The following is a 15589-nucleotide window of genomic DNA, read 5'->3' as shown; positions in this document are numbered from 1 at the left end:
CAAATCCGCGTACTGCGACGCCGCTCGGTTCACCGTAAACGCAATGCCCCACCCATACTCCAATCCATCCGCATCCTGCGGATGATGGTGCAGTCGACGATCAGGTACTCGAAGTCAGGATCGTCCGGCACTGCTCGAAGATGCGCCGCCAGACCTCCTTCTGGCTCCAGCGGCTGAAGCGACGGGACACGCTGTTCCAGTCGCTGAAGACCGTCCGGCAGATCGCGCCAGGGGGAGCCCGTACGCCCTCGACGAACATCCGGTTGTCGCGGCTGGTCGAGCCCTTCTAGTCAGGCCGCCGATGAGGAGCGGGGCTATCCGATCCTAGGCCGCGTTGCTCAACACCAGTCGGTCCAACACACCAAGGTTACCTCCGAAAGGCAGCCTTGAATCGTAGGAAGCTCAGTTCAGAACTCCCTAGAGTCCACACCTCCTAAGCCGGTAGCAGGCTACCTCGAAGCGCTGTCTAATGATCTAAAGGCTCCGTGGGTTGGCGTCCGAAAGCCCAGTCCAGCGCTGCCGCTTGGAAGTGGTGAAGCTGTCTGAGGCCAAGTGCGGCTTCGTGCTGCTACCAGGGCGCTGGATGGTCTAGCGATCGTTTGCCCGGGCAACGCGCTTCTGACGCTTGGTGAAAGACTACGAACGCTACGCCAGCGCTCCAGCCGATCTGCCCCTCGTTGCCTTCGCCTGCCTCATGCTCAAGCAAGCCGCTTCACTGACCGCAGCCTGATAACAACAGCCTCCACGCGGGTAGCGGCCAGGGGCAGCCAGTCGCCGCCCCTGGTCCATTTTATGGCGCCGCAGGCGCCAGTGTTAACAGATGCCGCACCACTGGCTTGCCGCCTGTGTGGAAAGCCTGGACCTGTGCCTGCACGGCCTTGTCCGTCACCGAGACCCGTTCATGCTGCCGCAGGTGCTCCTCCCACGAACTCAGCAGAAACCACTCGACAACCTGCTCGGGGTCTGTTGCATCGTACATCAAACCCCAGGCGAAGGCACCGTCGCGACGCCGGCTGATGCCAAGTTCCGCTGCTGCCTGCGCAAAGCCAGGCTGCTGCGCCACCGGCACCCGGTACTCGACCGTGACCATCACTGGCCCACCGGTCGCGGCCAGGCCCTCCGCCAAGGCGGGGGCAGGCCAGTGGTGCGACGGCGTCAGGTCATCCTCGCCCGCCGGTAGTGGCATCAGCCGCGCCAGCACGGCCAGGACTGCGCAGGCGGTGCCGGCGACCAGCAGCGTCGTCGCGATCGAGGTTCCACCCGCCAAGCGGCCCCACAGCAGGCTGCCGCCGGTCATGCTGCCGTAGAATACTGTCAGGTAGATGGCCAGGCCGCGTCCGCGTACCCAGTTGGGCAGCACACCTTGGGCGATGGCATTGAGAGTGCTGAGCTGGGTAATCCAGGCGGCGCCGACCAGCGCCAGCAGCACGCAAGCTACGGGGACGGATCCGGCAACAGCCAGTGCCGCCGTCATCGCGCCCAGCAGCAGGCTGGCCAAAAGCGCCACGGCTTCCGGGGAGAGGCGCTGCCGCAGCATCGGCATCAGCAGCGCGCCGCCGATAGCCCCGACGCCGACCGCGGCCAGCATGATGCCGTAATCCGCCGCTCCGCCCTGCAACTGCGTCCGTGCCACCAAGGGCAGCAGCGCCCAGCAGCAACTGGCTGGAACGAAGAACAGCGCCGCACGCAGCAACACCCGCCGCAGCGGTTTGCTGCCGAGCGCGTGGCGTAGTCCCGCGCGCATGGCGCCGCCGAACTGCTCCGGGATCGCCGCGCGGTTATTGGCCGGCTTCCACCACAGCAAGGCACAGACAATGACGACGTAGCTGACGACGTCGAGCAGATACGCCGCGGGCACGCCGGCCATGATGATGATCAGCGCCGCCACGGCGGGTCCGATGGCGCGGCTGATGTTGATGCCCAGGCTGTTCAGTGCCACGGCCGGCTTCAGCTCGGTGCGCGGCACCAGTTCCGGCACGACGGATTGCCACACCGGCCCCGCCAGCGCGTTGCCGATACCGGCGCACAGCGTCAGCAGCAGCAGGGCGCCGGAACCAATAATCCCCAGCCCGCTTAGCACGGCGAGTGTCAGGCTGGTGCAGCATAGCCCCACCTGAATACCAATCATCAACCGCCGACGGTCCAGAATGTCGGACAACGCCCCGGCAGGTAGCGAAAGCAGAAAGATCGGCAAGGTGGCGGCCGCCTGCACTAGCGCCACCATGACGGGGGTGGGCGCCAGCTCGGTCATCAGCCAGGCGGAGGCGGTGTCCCGCACCCAGCCGCCGGTATTGCCGATGACGGTGGCCACCCAGAGCACGGTGAAGGCGCGGGATCGGAAGGGCGCGAAGGCGGATGCGGCCATCTTAGTGCCGTCCCATCCGCGTCGTGGCGTCCCGCCGGTCCCAGAGTGCCACCAGCAGGAAGGCGCCGGCGAGGCCCAGGTGTTCGTAGAAGGAATTGGCGGTCATGAAGCGTTCCTGGCCGTTGGGCAGGTCCCAGTACCGGTTGGCAATGATAGTGGCCGCCAGGGTGAAGGCGCAGAGCACAAGCGCCCCGAGCCAGCGCAGGCGGCCGGACAGGATCAGGCCGGATGCCGCCAGTTCGACCAGGATGGTCGCCGCCGCGGTCACGGGCGGGAAGGGCAGGCCGAAATGCGCGGCCTCCGCCACCGCGCCCGGGAAATCCACCAGCTTGTTCAACCCACCCTGCAGATAGGCCGCGCAAAGCCCGAGGAGGCCCAGGAACTGGAGCCAGCGCCACGTCGTGCTGTCCTGTTGCTGCCCCTCCACGTCAGAAGGCCCAGCAGGCGCAGCCGAGCGCACCCCAGAAGCCACGGTCATTCCCCGCTGGCGTGCTGGCGGCCCAGGCGCGGGCATGGTCGTGGCCATGCACGCCGCAGGCGCTCTCGCAGCACCGTGCCAGCTTTGCGAAGGTGCCCGGCTTGCCGTTGCTGGCGGCGCGCCTGTCCTGGTAGCCGCCGAAGGTGCGTACAGGCGACCAATCCGGCATGGCCGGCGGCAGGGGCGGCGCGAGGGAGCCAAACTCGCCGGCCCCATGCACCACCTTGCCGCCAACCACTGTCAGGACGGCGGTGATGTCCTGGATCTCGTCGCCCGGCACGTCGAAGTAGTCACGGTCCAGCACGGCCAGGTCGGCCAGCTGGCCGGTCTCGATGCGTCCTTTCTTGCCTTCCTCATTGGAGAACCAGGTCACCTTCTCGGTCAGCATCCGCAGCGCGGTATCGCGGTCCAGCGTGTTGTGCTCCGGCGTGATGCGCAGGCCGCCGAGCGTCTTGCCGGTGACCAGCCAGTAGAGAGCGACCCACGGGTTGTAGGAAGCCACCCGGGTGGCATCGGTGCCGGCCGAGACCTTGACCCCCATCTCCAGCATGCGGGCGACAGGCGGCGTGCGCTCTGCGGCTTTCAAGCCGTAGCGCTCGACGAAATATTCGCCCTGGAAGGCCATGCGGTGCTGCACGGCGACGCCGCCACCCAGGCGGGCGATCCGCTCCAGGTTATGGTCGCTGACCGTCTCGGCGTGGTCGAAGATCCAGTTCAGCCCCTCCAGCGGGATGTCCTGGTTGACCTTCTCAAAGACATCCAGCGAACGGCCGATGGTTTCGTTGTAGGTCGCGTGCAGCCGCCAGGGCCAGCGGTTCTGCGCCAGCAGGCGGACCACTGCTTCCAGCTCCGGCTCCATCTCCGGCGGCATCTCCGGCCGCTCGACGCGGAAATCCTCGAAATCGGCGGCGGAGTAGACCAGCATCTCGCCGGCGCCGTTCAGCCGGAAGTAGTCATCGCCCTGCTGGTATTTGTTCGACTGCGTCCAGCGGAGGAAGTCGTCCTTCTCCTCCTTCGGCTTCTGCGTGAACAGGTTGTAGGCGATGCGGATCGTCAGTTCCCCATCTGCCGCCAGCTTCTCCACCACCGCGTAGTCGTCCGGATAGTTCTGCGAGCCGCCGCCGGCATCGATGGCGCCGGTGACGCCGAGCCGGTTCAGGTCCCGCATGAAGTGGCGGGTGGAGTTGAGCTGGTAATCGAAGGGCAGCTTCGGCCCCTTGCCGAGCGTAGCGTAGAGAATGGTCGCGTTGGGCCGCGCCAACAGCAGGCCGGTGGGGTTACCCTGCGCGTCGCGCTGGATCTCGCCCCCCGGCGGGTTGGGCGTGTCCTTCGTGTAGCCGACGGCACGCAGCGCCGCACCGTTCAGCAACGCGCGGTCGTAGAGATGCAGCAGGAAGACGGGTGTATCCGGCGCCGCCGCATTGATTTCCTCCAGCGTCGGCAGCCGCTTCTCGACGAACTGATGCTCGGTGAAGCCGCCGACGACACGGACCCATTGCGGCGGCGGCGTGTTGGCGGCCTGGCGCTTCAGCATCGCCATGGCATCGGCCAGGCTACGGACGCCGTCCCAGCGCAATTCCATGTTGAAGTTCAGGCCACCGCGAATGATGTGCAGGTGGTTGTCGATCAGGCCGGGAATCAGCCGCTTGCCGCCGAGGTCGATCACCCGCGTGCGCGGCCCGGCGGTGGGCAGGATCTCGGCGGAATCGCCAACGGCCGAGAAGCGGCCTGCGGTGATGGCTACGGCCTGCGGTGCCGGGTTGCTCCGGTCCAGCGTGGTGATCCGGCCGTTATGCAGAATCATGTCGGGTGGGTTGGTCGCGCTCATGGCGGAGCCTCCTGCGGAAAGGGCAATGCTGAGGGCGCCGATCCCCCGTGTAGCGGCGCGGCGGGTGACGGGCATCAGGCCGACCTTTCGGGGGGCTTTGCCGGCGGAGGAGGAGTGGCCGCCCCATGGCCACGCCCCGGCAACATTCCGAAGACATGTGTGGCGCAGCCCTGCCGGACCTCGGACAGGGCAGGGGCGGGCCCCGCCAGCAGCCGCTTGGCTACGGGCACGATCTGCTCGCCCAGCAGAATGCCGAGCAGGCCGACCAGCGCGATCACCGGCGGGGCCGGTGATCGCACATTGAGAAGGCCATAGATGACGCCGACCAGCAGGCCGGCCGCCAGGGACAGCACGTAGACCTTCATCGGTTGCTCCCGCAAAGCGGCTGTTGGTGCGGCTTCAGCCTTCGTGGGCGCCGAACATGGTCTTGGCGTAGGTGACGCCAAGGCCGTAGCTGCCGCCATAGGTCTTGGCGATGCCGGTGGTCATCTCGTAGGTCTCGGTCCGCGCCCAGTCGCGCTGCAGTTCCAGCAGGTATTGCAGCGACGTCATGGGGCGCGCGCCGGCCTGGATCATCCGCTCCATCGCGCGCTCATGCGCCTCGTCCGAGACATCGCCGCAAGCATCGGCGATGACATAGACCTCGAAGCCCTGGTCGATGGCGGACAACGCCGGGCCGACGATGCAAACCGAGGTCCACAGCCCGGACAGCACGATACGCCCCTTGCCGATCCTGTTGACCTCATCGATCACGGCGGCATCCTCCCAGGTGTTCATGGAGGTGCGGTCGAGCAGCTTCTGGCCGGGAAAAGCGTCGGTGATCTCGCTGAACATCGGGCCCGAGAAGGACTTCTCCGCCACCGTGGTCAGGATGGCCGAGGCGCCGAAGCCAGCCGCGGCGCGGGCCACCAGCGCGGCGTTGTTGCGCAGCGTGATGGCGTCGATCGACTTGGTGGCGAAGGCCATCTGGGACTGGAAGTCGATCATGACCAGCACGTGGTCATGCGGGTTCAGCAGCAGCTTGCCGGGCGTCGGGGTGGCGGTGATGGCCATGAGGCGAAGTCCTTCTATGTCGGATTCAGGTGAAACTGGAGAGGTCGCCACGGGCGAAGGCCAGGAGATCGGCGTTCAGCTGGTCGCGGCTGGTGTCGGCCAGGCCATGGGCGCCGCCGGGATAGATCCGCAGCACGGCGCCGGGGATCAGTGCGGCGGTCCGGCGCGCCGTCAGGTCGACCGGCACGATCTGGTCGTCCGCGCCATGGATGACCAAGGTCGGAATGTCGAACCGCTTCAGGTCCGCGGTAAAGTCGGTTTCGGAGAAGGCGGCGATGCAATCAAGCACGCCTTTCAGCCCTGCCTGCATGCCCTGAAACCAGAAGGCATCCCGCGTGGCCTGGCTGATCTCAGCCCCAGGCCGGTTGGCGCCGAAGAACGGTGTCGTGATATCCTGGAACACCTGGGAGCGATTGGCGGCGACGCCGGCACGCATGCTGTCGAATACCTCGATCGGCAGCCCGTCCGGGTTGGTAGGGGTTCGCAGCATCTTCGGCGGTACGGCCCCGACCAGCACCGCGCTGGCGACGCGCCCGGTGCCATGGCGGCCGATATAGCGCGCGACCTCGCCACCCCCGGTGGAGTGGCCGACCAGCATAGCGCCTTCCAAAGCCAGCGCCTCGATCAGCGCCGCCAGGTCGTCCGCATAGGTATCCATGTCGTTGCCGGACCAGGGCTGGTCCGAGCGCCCGTGCCCGCGGCGGTCATGGGCGATGCAGCGATAGCCATGGGCGGCGAGGAAGACCATCTGGGCTTCCCACGCATCGGCATTCAGCGGCCAGCCGTGGCTGAAGACGATCGGCGCGCCCGTGCCCCAATCCTTGTAGTACAGGGCGGTGCCGTCCTTCACGGTGATCGAGGGCATAGGTCGTCCGTTCCTGCATCCAACCACCGGAACACGGCGCGATGCCGGCTATGACCGGGCAGTCGTGGCGCCGGGCCCCAAAGGTCTGGCGTTGGTACGACAGGCGGCAGAAGTGGGATATTATACCAAAGGCTAGGTCAGGATGGCGGCGGCGGCCGGGATGATGCTTCTCTATTTCCCCCGGAGACACTTTTCCCGGCATTATCAACCGTCTATTGCTCAGGCCCAGCTGGGCAGAAGGAAGTGACAGGATGAATGCCAGCGTGGCGCAGGGGACTGAGGGGGCTTTCGGCCGGCCATGGCGGCGCCATTCCGGCAACAAGCAGTTTCCCAGGATCGGCATCGTCCTGATCGCCGCGCTGATCTTCGCGGCTGATACCGAGCTTCCCCTGGGCAGTGCGGTCGCCGGGCTTTACGCCATCGTGCTGATCCTGGCGGCCGGAACCTATCTGCGGCGCGGCGTCATCGTCACCGGGCTGTGCTGCATCGGCCTGACGACGGTCAGCTACCTGGCGTCCCAGGGCCTGTCACCGCCGCGCGACCCCTTCCTGCGCTGGGCGGTCAGCTGCGCCGCCATCGGCGTCATCACCCTGCTGACCCTACGGAACCAGGCAGCGACGCAGACGCAGCGGGAACAGGCGGAACTGCTGAACCTGACCCATGATGCCATCTTCGTCCGCGATACCCAGGACATCGTGACATCCTGGACCCGCGGGGCCGAGGCGCTCTACGGCTGGTCGGCCGAGGAGGCCTTGGGCAGGCCGGTGCAGACCCTGCTGGCCCCCGAGCGGCCGGGGGGCTTCCAGCCCGTGCAGGCGCAAGTCCTGCGCGAGGGGCACTGGGAAGGCGAGGTGCTGCATCGGACCCGTGGCGGCCAGCCCGTCATCGTCTCCAGCCGCTGGGCCTTGCAGACCGGCCCGCACGGTGCCCCGAGCGCCATTCTGGAAACCAACACGGACATTACCTTGCAGCAGCAGGCCGTGGCCGAGCTGCGCCGGAGCGAGGCACGCTACCGTTCCATCTTCCAATCCGCCGGTGTGGCGATCTGGGACGAGGATTACTCCGACGTACAGCCACTGCTCGAGGAGCTGCGGCAGCAGGGCGTGACCGACTTCAACCGCTACTTCGCCGAGAACCCTGACTTCGTGAGGCAGGCCGTGACCCTCGTGCGCGTCCTGGACGTCAATGAGACGGCCGTCCAGATGTTCCAGGCCGAGAGCAAGCATGAACTGCTGGGCCCGTTGGAGCCGGTCTTCCTGCCGGGGACGTCGGGTTCCTTCGCCAACCTGCTGGCGGCGTTGGCCGAGGGAAAGCCAGGCTGCAAGTCCGAGACGGTGGTCTCCACCCGGCGTGGGGAGAAGCTGTCCATCCTGATGTCCGTCACCTTTCCGCCCGCGGGAGAAAGCCGGGTGCTGGTGACGATCATGGACATCACCGAGCGCCGCAGGGCAGAACATGATTTGCAACGAACCCGGGAGAACCTGGCGCACGCCACACGCGTGGCGACGCTGGGGGAACTGACCGCCTCCATCGCGCACGAGGTCAGCCAGCCTATCGCAGCCATCGTCGCGAATGGCGCGGCAGCATTGCGCTGGCTGCGGCGGGAGGCACCAGACCTGGGCGAGGCGACCCAGGCGATGGAACGCACGATCCGCGACGGCAAGCGAGCCGGCGATGTTGTGGCGCGGATCCGCGCCTTCGTCAGCAAGTCGGTACCACGGCGGGATATCGTCGCGCCGCGCGATCTGGTGGACGAGGCGGTGCTGTTGTTACAGCGGGAATTCCAGAATCACGACATCACGCTGACGATCGACATGAATCCGGATCTTCCGCTGATCGAAGCTGACCGGCTGCAGATCGAGCATGTCATCGTCAATCTGTTGATCAACGGCGTGCAGTCCCTCGCGGACATGGAGTCCGGCCGCCGTGATCTGACCCTGAAGGCGGATCTGGCGGAGAGTGGGGAGGTGATCCTCTTCAGCGTCCGGGATCACGGTATCGGATTTGCCGAGAAGGACACGAAGCGGCTATTCGATGCTTTCTTCACGACCAAGGCGAATGGTATGGGCATGGGACTGGCTGTCTGCCGCTCCACCGTCGAGGCCCATGGCGGCCGGATCTGGGCGTCGCGGCCTGCGGTGGGCGGGGCATTGATTCAGTTCACCCTGCCTGCCTGCAAGAGCCACTGACCGTGCCGCAGCAACGCCGCCCGGCCGACGACCTCATCAGCGCGGCGCTACCTTTGGTCATCGTACTGGATGACGATCTGTCAGTGCGGGAATCACTGATCAGCCTGTTCCGCTCGGTCGGGTTGCGCGCCGTGGCTTTTGCTTCCGTCGACGACGTGGCGCGTGAGAAGGTCATGGATCAGGCCAGTTGCCTGGTCCTGGATATCCGGATGCCAGGCATGGATGGGCTGGCGTTCCAGCAATATCTGTTGAGCATCGGCCAGAAGATCCCGCTGATCTTCATGACGGGCTTTGGCGACGTGCCCATGACCGTGCAGGCCATGAAGGGCGGCGCCATCGACTTCCTGCCGAAGCCGTTCGAAGAAGCCGCGATGCTGGAAGCCGTTGCAGCCGCCCTGGAGCGGGACCGCAAGCAGCGCCAGACGGAACGAGCCTCAGCGGCCATCTGGCTGCGCTTCGAGACGCTGACGCCACGGGAAAGGGAGGTGATGCGCTACGTCACGTCCGGGCACATGAACAAGCAGGTCGCGGCGGCATTGGATCTGAGCGAGATCACCATCAAAGTGCATCGCGGGCGCATCATGCAGAAGATGGCGGCACGATCGCTGCCGGACCTGGTCCGGATGGCAGAGGTGGTGGCGGGCCGGCTCGCGCCGGTGGCTGACAGTGAAGCCGAGCCTTCCTACGAACCCTGAGGACCGCAGGAAGCAGGGCGGCCTGGATTGGCCGCCCCGGCGTGGCAGCCTATTCGACCTTGATATCCGCCTCGCGCACCACCTGAGCCCAGCGTGTCCGCTCCTCCCGCATGAACGTCCCGAAGGAGGCGCCGCCCATGCGGGAAGGCTCGGCGCCTTCTTCCCGCAGGCGCTTTGCCACCTCCTCCGTCGTCAGGCTGTCGGCGATCGCGCTTTCCAGACGCGCCAGCACCGGCTGCGGCACACCCTTGGGCGCCAGCACGCCGTACCAGGCGGAGGAGCGGTAGCCAGGCAACGCGGCCTCGGCGACGGTCGGTACCGAGGACAGGGCGGCCAGGCGGTTCTCTCCGGTTACGGCCAGCGCGCGGACCAGCTCGCCCTGCAGCAAACCGACGACGGAAGGGAGCGTCGTGATCATGAAGGGGATGTGGCCGGCCACGACGTCGTTCAACGCCGGCCCGGCGCCGCGGAACGGCAAGTGCTGTGCCTCAACCCCCGCCATCTGGAACATCAGTGCTGCGGCCAGATGGCTGGCGGAACCGTTGGAGGCGGAGGCGTAGGAGAAGGCGCCGTTCGCCGCCTTGGCTTCCGCAAGCAGGCCGCGCAGGTCGCGGGCCTTGCTCGCCGGACCAGCGACGGCCACGAGCGGCGCGTCCGCCAGCAGTGCCACGGGCTCCAGCGTGGTGATCGGGTCAAAGCGCATGTTCGGGAACAGCGATTGATTGACCGTCATGGGCCCCTGGTTGCCGACCAGCAGGGTGTAGCCATCCGGCTTGGCGCTGGCGACCTGGTCGGTGGCCAGATTGCCCCCGGCGCCGGGCTTGTTCTCCACCACGACCGCCTGGCCTAGCACGGCCTGCAGCCGGGCAGCGACCACCCGTGCCACGTTGTCCGTGCCGCCGCCTGGGGCATAGGCCACCAGCAATCGGACCGGACGGCTGGGCCAGGTGTCCTGCGCACGCGCCACCACCGGTGCGGCGAAGGGCAGGGCCAGGGCAGCTTGAAGAATGTTGCGACGGTTCATGGTGGCGTTTCCTTGTTTCTTAATTATTCAGCAGCCAGTTGCGACGAAGCCGTCTGCAGGGTCCTTCCCGGCAGGAAAAGATGACCTTCGAAAATTCGCCGCGCCGTCCGCAGTACGCTTGCCCAGTGGACGACACTGTCCTCAATCTTCAGGCCGATCTGCAACGTTCCTGCGGGGTGCGCGATCACGGCGCCGCCCTCCCCGGTTGATGCCAGTTCGAAGGCCACAGTCCCTGGAGTGCGTGCCGCGATGGCCAAGGTGATGCCGCCGGTCACGGCCATGGAGCGGTGTACGGAATGCGGCGTCAGGTAGCGTGCCGTCAGCGTCTGGCCCTGGTGCCGGGCAGGGCCGAGCAACGCCGGCTTCGGAATGACGCTTTCCGACACATCGCCCAGGCCCATCCGGCGGCCAGCGACCTGGCGCAGGCGTTCGATCCGGGCGAGCAGGGCCGCGTCCGCCTCCAGCGCTCCGACCGGCAGGTCCGCATCGGTGCCGAGGGATGCAGCGGATACCAGCATCATCGGCATGGCGCCATCGATCAGCGTGACCGGTACGCCGTCAATCTGCTCCTGCCGAAGTCCGGTAGGGAACATCTGGCCTGTCTTGCTGCCACCGACATCGCGGAAGCGCAGGGCAATCGGTGCCGCCCCACCCTGGACACCCGGGATTTCCGCATCGCCATCATAAGTGACCGCGCCAAACGGCGTCTGCACGACAGCATCGACGAGCGCGCCGGTATTGACGTTGCGGATGCGAACGACGGTTTCCGGATGTGTCGGCGTGACAAGGCCGGCCTCAATGGCAAACGGGCCAACGCCAGCGAGCATGTTGCCGCAATTGGGTTTGGTATCGACTCTGCCCTGCTCAACCGAGACCTGGGCAAACAGGTATTCGACGTCCGCCTGGCTGTCCACGGCCGGGCCGACGATCGCCACCTTGCTGGTCACGCTGCTGCCGCCGCCAATGCCATCGATCTGCAAAGGGTGCGGCGAACCAAGTGCTGCCAGCAGCATGATATCCCGCTGCGCCGGGTCGGCCGGGAGGTGAGCGGCCAGGAAGAAGGGACCACGGCTTGTGCCGCCGCGCATCAGCACGCAGGGAAGGCGGATCGACATGGGCGTTTCCACACTGGATTTCGTTGCCCAAGCAATGCGTCTAAACCGCTTGTCAATGAAGTGCAAAGATCGACACAATACTTGCCTGACGCGCAAGAGTGGCAGCCCGCATGGCAATCGACCTCGACCAACTCCGAACCTTCGTGGCCGTGGCGGAAGCCGAAAGCCTGACGCGGGCCATGGATACCCTGCACCTTTCGCTACCAGCGATATCGCGACGCCTCAGCTCGCTGGAGGAGGAACTGGGTGTGGAGTTGCTGGCACGCTCCACGCGCCGCGTCTCCCTGACGCAGACGGGGCGTGAGTTCCTGCCGCGCGCCCGCCGCTTGTTGGATGAGTTGGAGGAGAGCCTGCTGGGCATCCGGGAAACGGCGGCGCACCGGCGTGGCCTGGTCACCATCGCCTGCATCCCGACCGCCGCTTACTACTTCCTGCCTGCTACCCTGGCGGATTTCGCGCGGCGCTTTCCCGCCGTGCGGGTTCGCGTCATGGATTTGGCGGCGGAGGGCGTGATTGATGCCGTCGCCAGCGGGGGAGTGGAATTCGGCGTGGGCATGGAGGGGGCGGGGCACCCCGATGTGGAGTTCCGGCCGCTGCGCCGCGATCCCTTCGTCCTCGCCTGCCGGCGCGACCATCCGCTGGCGAAGCAGAAGGAGATCAAATGGGATGACCTGATTCAGGAAAGGCTTGTTGGTGTCTCCCGCCGCTCGGGAAACCGCCTGATCCTGGACCGCGCCCTGCTACCGCTCGGCATACGCCCGAACTGGCATTACGAGGCGGAGCATCTCTCGACCAGCCTGGGGTTGGTGGAGGCCGGATTGGGCGTCGCCGTCGTCCCACGCCTCGCCCTGCCGCGAGAGCCACATCCCATCCTCGTCGCCAAGACCCTTGGTCATCCAAGGATCGAACGGGCCACAGGCGTCGTGCTGCGGAGAGGGTCATCGCCCGGCCCCGCGGCACGTACATTGCTGGAATTGCTCGAGGAGCAGATGGTCAGCGGCTAGAGGACGGGAACCGCCCTGGTCGCTGTGCCACCAGGCACCAGCACCGATTGACGGATCTGCTGCAGGACCGAACCTTCGAGGTCCACCACGCTTTCGCGGATGATGTCGCCCTTGCGAACATCCGCCAGCAGGCGCTTGTTGGCGGCCAGGTAGAATGGCGACAGCCCTTCGGCCTGCTCAGCCGGCAGCAGAAGCGCAGTGCAATCGGTCATCACATGGTGGTGCCCGCCCATTTCCAGCAACTCGCCGGCACGGAAGTCGCGATCGGCGCGCGCGACCATGACGGCGTGGACCTGTTGCCGGTCGCTGCCCGAAGCATGCCCATGGGCGACGGCGGAGAGCAGGGAGAGGGGGGTTTCCAGCCCCATCAGGTGATATGGCAGGAAGATGCAGGCATAACGTCCATTCCGGCTGACAACATGGCCCTTGCCGCGCAGCAATTCCCACACAACCTTGTCGCCGCAGCGCACGATGACGAAGACGCCGCCGCCGAAGCTGACCTCTTCCGGCCGCCGTAGGCAGTTGAAGACGTCGATGACGCCGCTCCGGTCGAGGACGCCGCCATCCTCTCGCGGGATGAAGATGTCGGCGAGTTCCGAGATGCGGCAGACCGGGTAGTTGAGCTCATCGCGCGACGGGATCAGGCCGGTGGAGTTGGCGACCACGTTCATCTCGCAATAATCGGGCGTCGCGCTTTGCGGTAGCGCGGCCAACGCCTTCGAGCGGTCGGCCAGGGCCTGTGAAACATTCTCGCCCATGACCCAAAGGCCAGCGAGACCGGGCGCATGGCATTGCTGGTCGGTATAGGTGACCTGGCCGGTTCCGTGGTCGAAGACGAAGTCGTACTCGCTGGACTTGCCGGCGGCGATAATCTCGAAACCAAGCAGGCGCGCCCAGCTGACCAGCCCAATCAGGTTTGCCGGCTGGTCACCATCCACCGTGGTATAGACGAGGCCGTTCTGCAACGCGACCTGGTTGAGATGCGGCCCGACAACCGAGTCCGCCTCCTTCGTCACCATCGCGACGTGCACGCCACGCTCCAGCGCGTTGAGCGCGATGCTGGCGGCGATCTCAGGTTGCCCGGTGGCTTCCACGACGATGGATAATGGCAGGCCGGCCAGCAGCGCGTGGTCCCGCACCACCGCGATCGATCCGGATGCGATGGCGCGCTGCGCGGTTTGCGCATCCTCGCACAGCACGGCCGCTTGCGCCGGGTAGCCAAGTTCCGCCAGGAGGGCCACCACGCCTTCCGCATCCAGGTCGCACAGCGCCGCGACCTGCAGGTTGGGCACGGCGCGAAGCTGGGACAGGAAGGTACGGCTGAAGCCGCCCTTGGCGCCGGCCAGGCCGACAAGGAAGCGGCGGTCGCCCAGGTCGCGGAACAGGATATCGTAGTTCATGTCAGAGCTCCGCTTGAAGAATGGAGACGCTTGCCGTTCATACCGCCTCGCCCTGCCGCGCCGCGGCCATGGCCGCCCGGCTGGCACGGCGGCGCCCCAGCAGCATGGCCACGACAGGCCAGAGCAGGAACAGCAGCGCGATGCTGGTCAGTGTCCCCACCAGCCAGTTGGACCAGAGAATGGTGACGGAGCCGTTTGAGAGCAGCATGGACTGGCGGAACGCGTCCTCCGCCTTGTCACCGATGACCATGGCCAGGACCATCGGTGCCAGCGGGTAGTCCAGCTTCTTCATCATGTAGCCCATGACGCCGAACAGAACCGCCAGCCAGAGATCGAACCCGGCATTGGCCACGGTATAGGCCCCCACTAGGCAGACGGTGACGATGATGGGACCGATGATGGCGAAGGAGACGGAGAGCATCGCCGCGAACAGCGGCACGGTCGCCAGCGCCAGAACGACACCAATGACGTTGCCCAGATACATCGAGGCGATCATGCCCCAGACGAAATCATGCTGCTCGACAAACAACATCGGGCCCGGGTTCAAGCCCCAGATCATCAGCCCGCCCAGCATGACGGCCGAGGTCGCCGAGCCAGGAATGCCAAGCGACAGCATCGGCAGCATTGCGGCCGTGCCGGCGGAATGGTCCGCCGTCTCTGGCGCGATCACGCCTTCCGGTTCGCCCTTGCCGAAATTGGCCCCATTGCGGGAGACGCGGCGGGCAATGCCGTAGGACATGAAGGAGGCTGCTGTGGGCCCGCCGGGCGTGATGCCCATCCAGACGCCCACCGCGCTGCCGCGCAGCATGGCTGCCCAGTAGCGTGGCATGCGGGCGGCAGTTCGCAGGATCTCCCGTGGGTCGATCCTGCCGTTCGCGCCCTTGAACTCCGGCCCTTCCTCGATGGTCAGCAGCAGCTCGCCCAGGCCAAACAGGCCGATGACGACGACCAGGAAGGAGATGCCACGGATCAGGTCCGGCACATCGAAAGTCAGCCGCATGGCGCCGGAGACCGTATCCGTCCCCATCATGCCGAAACCGAACCCCAAGGCGAGGGCAATGATCGTCTTCAGCGGCGTGCCGCCACCGAAGGCAATGAAGGATGAGAAGGCCAGCAGGTAGACCGCGAAATACTCTGGCGGCCCGAAGCGCAGGGCAAAGGAGGCGACGGCGGTGGACAGCAGCGTGATGACGATGATGCCGACCAGCGCGCCAAAGCCGGCGGAGAGGAAGGCGTAGGTCAGCGCTTCCGTGGCACGGCCCTGCCGCGCCAACGGATAGCCGTCGAAGGTCGTCGCGACGGAAGAGGGCTCACCGGGGATATTGAACAGGATCGAGGTGGTGGAGCCGCCGAACAACGCGCCCCAGTACAGGCTGGTCAGCAGGATGATCGCCGAGACCGGGTCCATGGTGAAGGTCAGCGGCAGCAGCAGCGTCACGCCGTTCGGCGCGCCCAGGCCGGGCAGGACACCGACCAGGATGCCCAGCAGGACCCCGCCGACGATGAGCATGATGTGGTAGGCGGTCAGGGCGACGCTGAAGCCGTGCATCAGCGAATCTAGGTTGGAGAGCAT

General features: G+C 66.3%; 13 protein-coding genes and 2 pseudogenes. 4 read left to right on the top strand and 11 right to left on the bottom strand.

Features of this window, described 5'->3' with window-relative positions; all coding sequences use genetic code 11:
- Positions 1 to 77 precede the first annotated feature (77 nt).
- Positions 78 to 318, bottom strand: a pseudogene (locus IBL26_RS02425) (transposase); the annotation flags it as partial.
- Between the two features lie 205 nt (positions 319 to 523).
- Between IBL26_RS02425 and IBL26_RS02420 the strand changes: the two are divergent.
- A pseudogene (locus IBL26_RS02420) lies at positions 524 to 730 on the top strand (IS5/IS1182 family transposase); the annotation flags it as partial.
- Between the two features lie 60 nt (positions 731 to 790).
- Here IBL26_RS02420 and IBL26_RS02415 read toward each other — a convergent pair.
- The 6 genes from IBL26_RS02415 to IBL26_RS02390 form a co-directional block, all read right to left on the bottom strand.
- Positions 791 to 2365, bottom strand: coding sequence for an MFS transporter (locus IBL26_RS02415; RefSeq protein WP_187782841.1), 1575 nt, complete (start codon positions 2363 to 2365; stop codon positions 791 to 793).
- 1 nt (position 2366) lies between these two features.
- Positions 2367 to 2792, bottom strand: coding sequence for a DoxX family protein (locus IBL26_RS02410; RefSeq protein WP_367615355.1), 426 nt, complete (start codon positions 2790 to 2792; stop codon positions 2367 to 2369).
- Position 2793: 1 nt separating this feature from the next.
- Positions 2794 to 4671, bottom strand: coding sequence for an amidohydrolase (locus IBL26_RS02405; protein WP_241748891.1), 1878 nt, complete (start codon positions 4669 to 4671; stop codon positions 2794 to 2796).
- A 74-nt stretch (positions 4672 to 4745) separates the two neighbouring features.
- Positions 4746 to 5036, bottom strand: a complete 291-nt coding sequence (locus IBL26_RS02400) for a DUF1427 family protein (protein ID WP_187782838.1) — start codon at positions 5034 to 5036, stop codon at positions 4746 to 4748.
- Between the two features lie 34 nt (positions 5037 to 5070).
- Positions 5071 to 5724 (bottom strand): hydrolase, encoded by a 654-nt coding sequence (locus IBL26_RS02395; protein ID WP_187782837.1) that lies wholly within the window; start codon positions 5722 to 5724, stop codon positions 5071 to 5073.
- 25 nt (positions 5725 to 5749) lie between these two features.
- The gene (locus IBL26_RS02390; RefSeq protein WP_187782836.1) at positions 5750 to 6589 is read right to left on the bottom strand and encodes an alpha/beta fold hydrolase; all 840 of its coding nucleotides are present in this window, start codon (positions 6587 to 6589) and stop codon (positions 5750 to 5752) included.
- A gap of 251 nt (positions 6590 to 6840) precedes the next feature.
- Between IBL26_RS02390 and IBL26_RS02385 the strand changes: the two genes are divergently transcribed.
- Complete coding sequence (locus tag IBL26_RS02385) at positions 6841 to 8778, top strand: sensor histidine kinase (RefSeq protein ID WP_187782835.1); 1938 nt, start codon at positions 6841 to 6843, stop codon at positions 8776 to 8778.
- 2 nt (positions 8779 to 8780) lie between these two features.
- Positions 8781 to 9473, top strand: coding sequence for a response regulator transcription factor (locus IBL26_RS02380; protein ID WP_187782834.1), 693 nt, complete (start codon positions 8781 to 8783; stop codon positions 9471 to 9473).
- A gap of 49 nt (positions 9474 to 9522) precedes the next feature.
- Here IBL26_RS02380 and IBL26_RS02375 read toward each other — a convergent pair whose 3' ends face one another.
- Together IBL26_RS02375 and IBL26_RS02370 are read right to left on the bottom strand one after the other, a co-directional pair.
- Positions 9523 to 10497, bottom strand: coding sequence for a Bug family tripartite tricarboxylate transporter substrate binding protein (locus tag IBL26_RS02375; RefSeq protein WP_187782833.1), 975 nt, complete (start codon positions 10495 to 10497; stop codon positions 9523 to 9525).
- Positions 10498 to 10520: 23 nt separating this feature from the next.
- On the bottom strand, positions 10521 to 11612 hold the full coding sequence (locus IBL26_RS02370) for a 4-oxalomesaconate tautomerase (RefSeq protein WP_187782832.1): 1092 nt from the start codon (positions 11610 to 11612) through the stop codon (positions 10521 to 10523).
- A gap of 110 nt (positions 11613 to 11722) precedes the next feature.
- Here IBL26_RS02370 and IBL26_RS02365 point away from each other — a divergent pair, with 110 nt between their 5' ends.
- Positions 11723 to 12616 carry a LysR family transcriptional regulator gene (locus IBL26_RS02365; protein WP_187782831.1) on the top strand — a complete coding sequence of 298 codons (894 nt, stop codon included), beginning with the start codon at positions 11723 to 11725 and terminating at the stop codon, positions 12614 to 12616.
- Here IBL26_RS02365 and IBL26_RS02360 read toward each other — a convergent pair.
- On the bottom strand, positions 12613 to 14016 hold the full coding sequence (locus tag IBL26_RS02360) for an NAD(P)H-dependent oxidoreductase (protein WP_187782830.1): 1404 nt from the start codon (positions 14014 to 14016) through the stop codon (positions 12613 to 12615). The two genes, IBL26_RS02365 and IBL26_RS02360, sit on opposite strands and share 4 nt — an antisense overlap.
- 37 nt (positions 14017 to 14053) lie before the next feature.
- Positions 14054 to 15589, bottom strand: a complete 1536-nt coding sequence (locus IBL26_RS02355; RefSeq protein ID WP_187782829.1) for a tripartite tricarboxylate transporter permease — start codon at positions 15587 to 15589, stop codon at positions 14054 to 14056.

Origin of the sequence: Teichococcus aerophilus (assembly GCF_014490485.1) — a bacterium.
GTDB classification, from domain to species: Bacteria; Pseudomonadota; Alphaproteobacteria; order Acetobacterales; family Acetobacteraceae; genus Pseudoroseomonas; species Pseudoroseomonas aerophila.
Note: the sequence above shows the minus strand (reverse complement) of the source record. Positions and strands in the feature narration are given on the sequence as shown.

Excerpts from the sequence above, each read along its gene's own strand:
- IBL26_RS02415 (WP_187782841.1), bottom strand. The coding sequence starts at position 2,365 with ATGGCCGCATCCGCCTTCGCGCCCTTCCGATCCCGCGCCTTCACCGTG.
- IBL26_RS02405 (WP_241748891.1), bottom strand. The coding sequence starts at position 4,671 with ATGAGCGCGACCAACCCACCCGACATGATTCTGCATAACGGCCGGATC.
- IBL26_RS02400 (WP_187782838.1), bottom strand. The coding sequence starts at position 5,036 with ATGAAGGTCTACGTGCTGTCCCTGGCGGCCGGCCTGCTGGTCGGCGTC.
- IBL26_RS02395 (WP_187782837.1), bottom strand. The coding sequence starts at position 5,724 with ATGGCCATCACCGCCACCCCGACGCCCGGCAAGCTGCTGCTGAACCCG.
- IBL26_RS02390 (WP_187782836.1), bottom strand. The coding sequence starts at position 6,589 with ATGCCCTCGATCACCGTGAAGGACGGCACCGCCCTGTACTACAAGGAT.
- IBL26_RS02385 (WP_187782835.1), top strand. The coding sequence starts at position 6,841 with ATGAATGCCAGCGTGGCGCAGGGGACTGAGGGGGCTTTCGGCCGGCCA.
- IBL26_RS02375 (WP_187782833.1), bottom strand. The coding sequence starts at position 10,497 with ATGAACCGTCGCAACATTCTTCAAGCTGCCCTGGCCCTGCCCTTCGCC.
- IBL26_RS02370 (WP_187782832.1), bottom strand. The coding sequence starts at position 11,612 with ATGTCGATCCGCCTTCCCTGCGTGCTGATGCGCGGCGGCACAAGCCGT.
- IBL26_RS02365 (WP_187782831.1), top strand. The coding sequence starts at position 11,723 with ATGGCAATCGACCTCGACCAACTCCGAACCTTCGTGGCCGTGGCGGAA.
- IBL26_RS02360 (WP_187782830.1), bottom strand. The coding sequence starts at position 14,016 with ATGAACTACGATATCCTGTTCCGCGACCTGGGCGACCGCCGCTTCCTT.
- IBL26_RS02355 (WP_187782829.1), bottom strand. The coding sequence starts at position 15,589 with ATGCTCTCCAACCTAGATTCGCTGATGCACGGCTTCAGCGTCGCCCTG.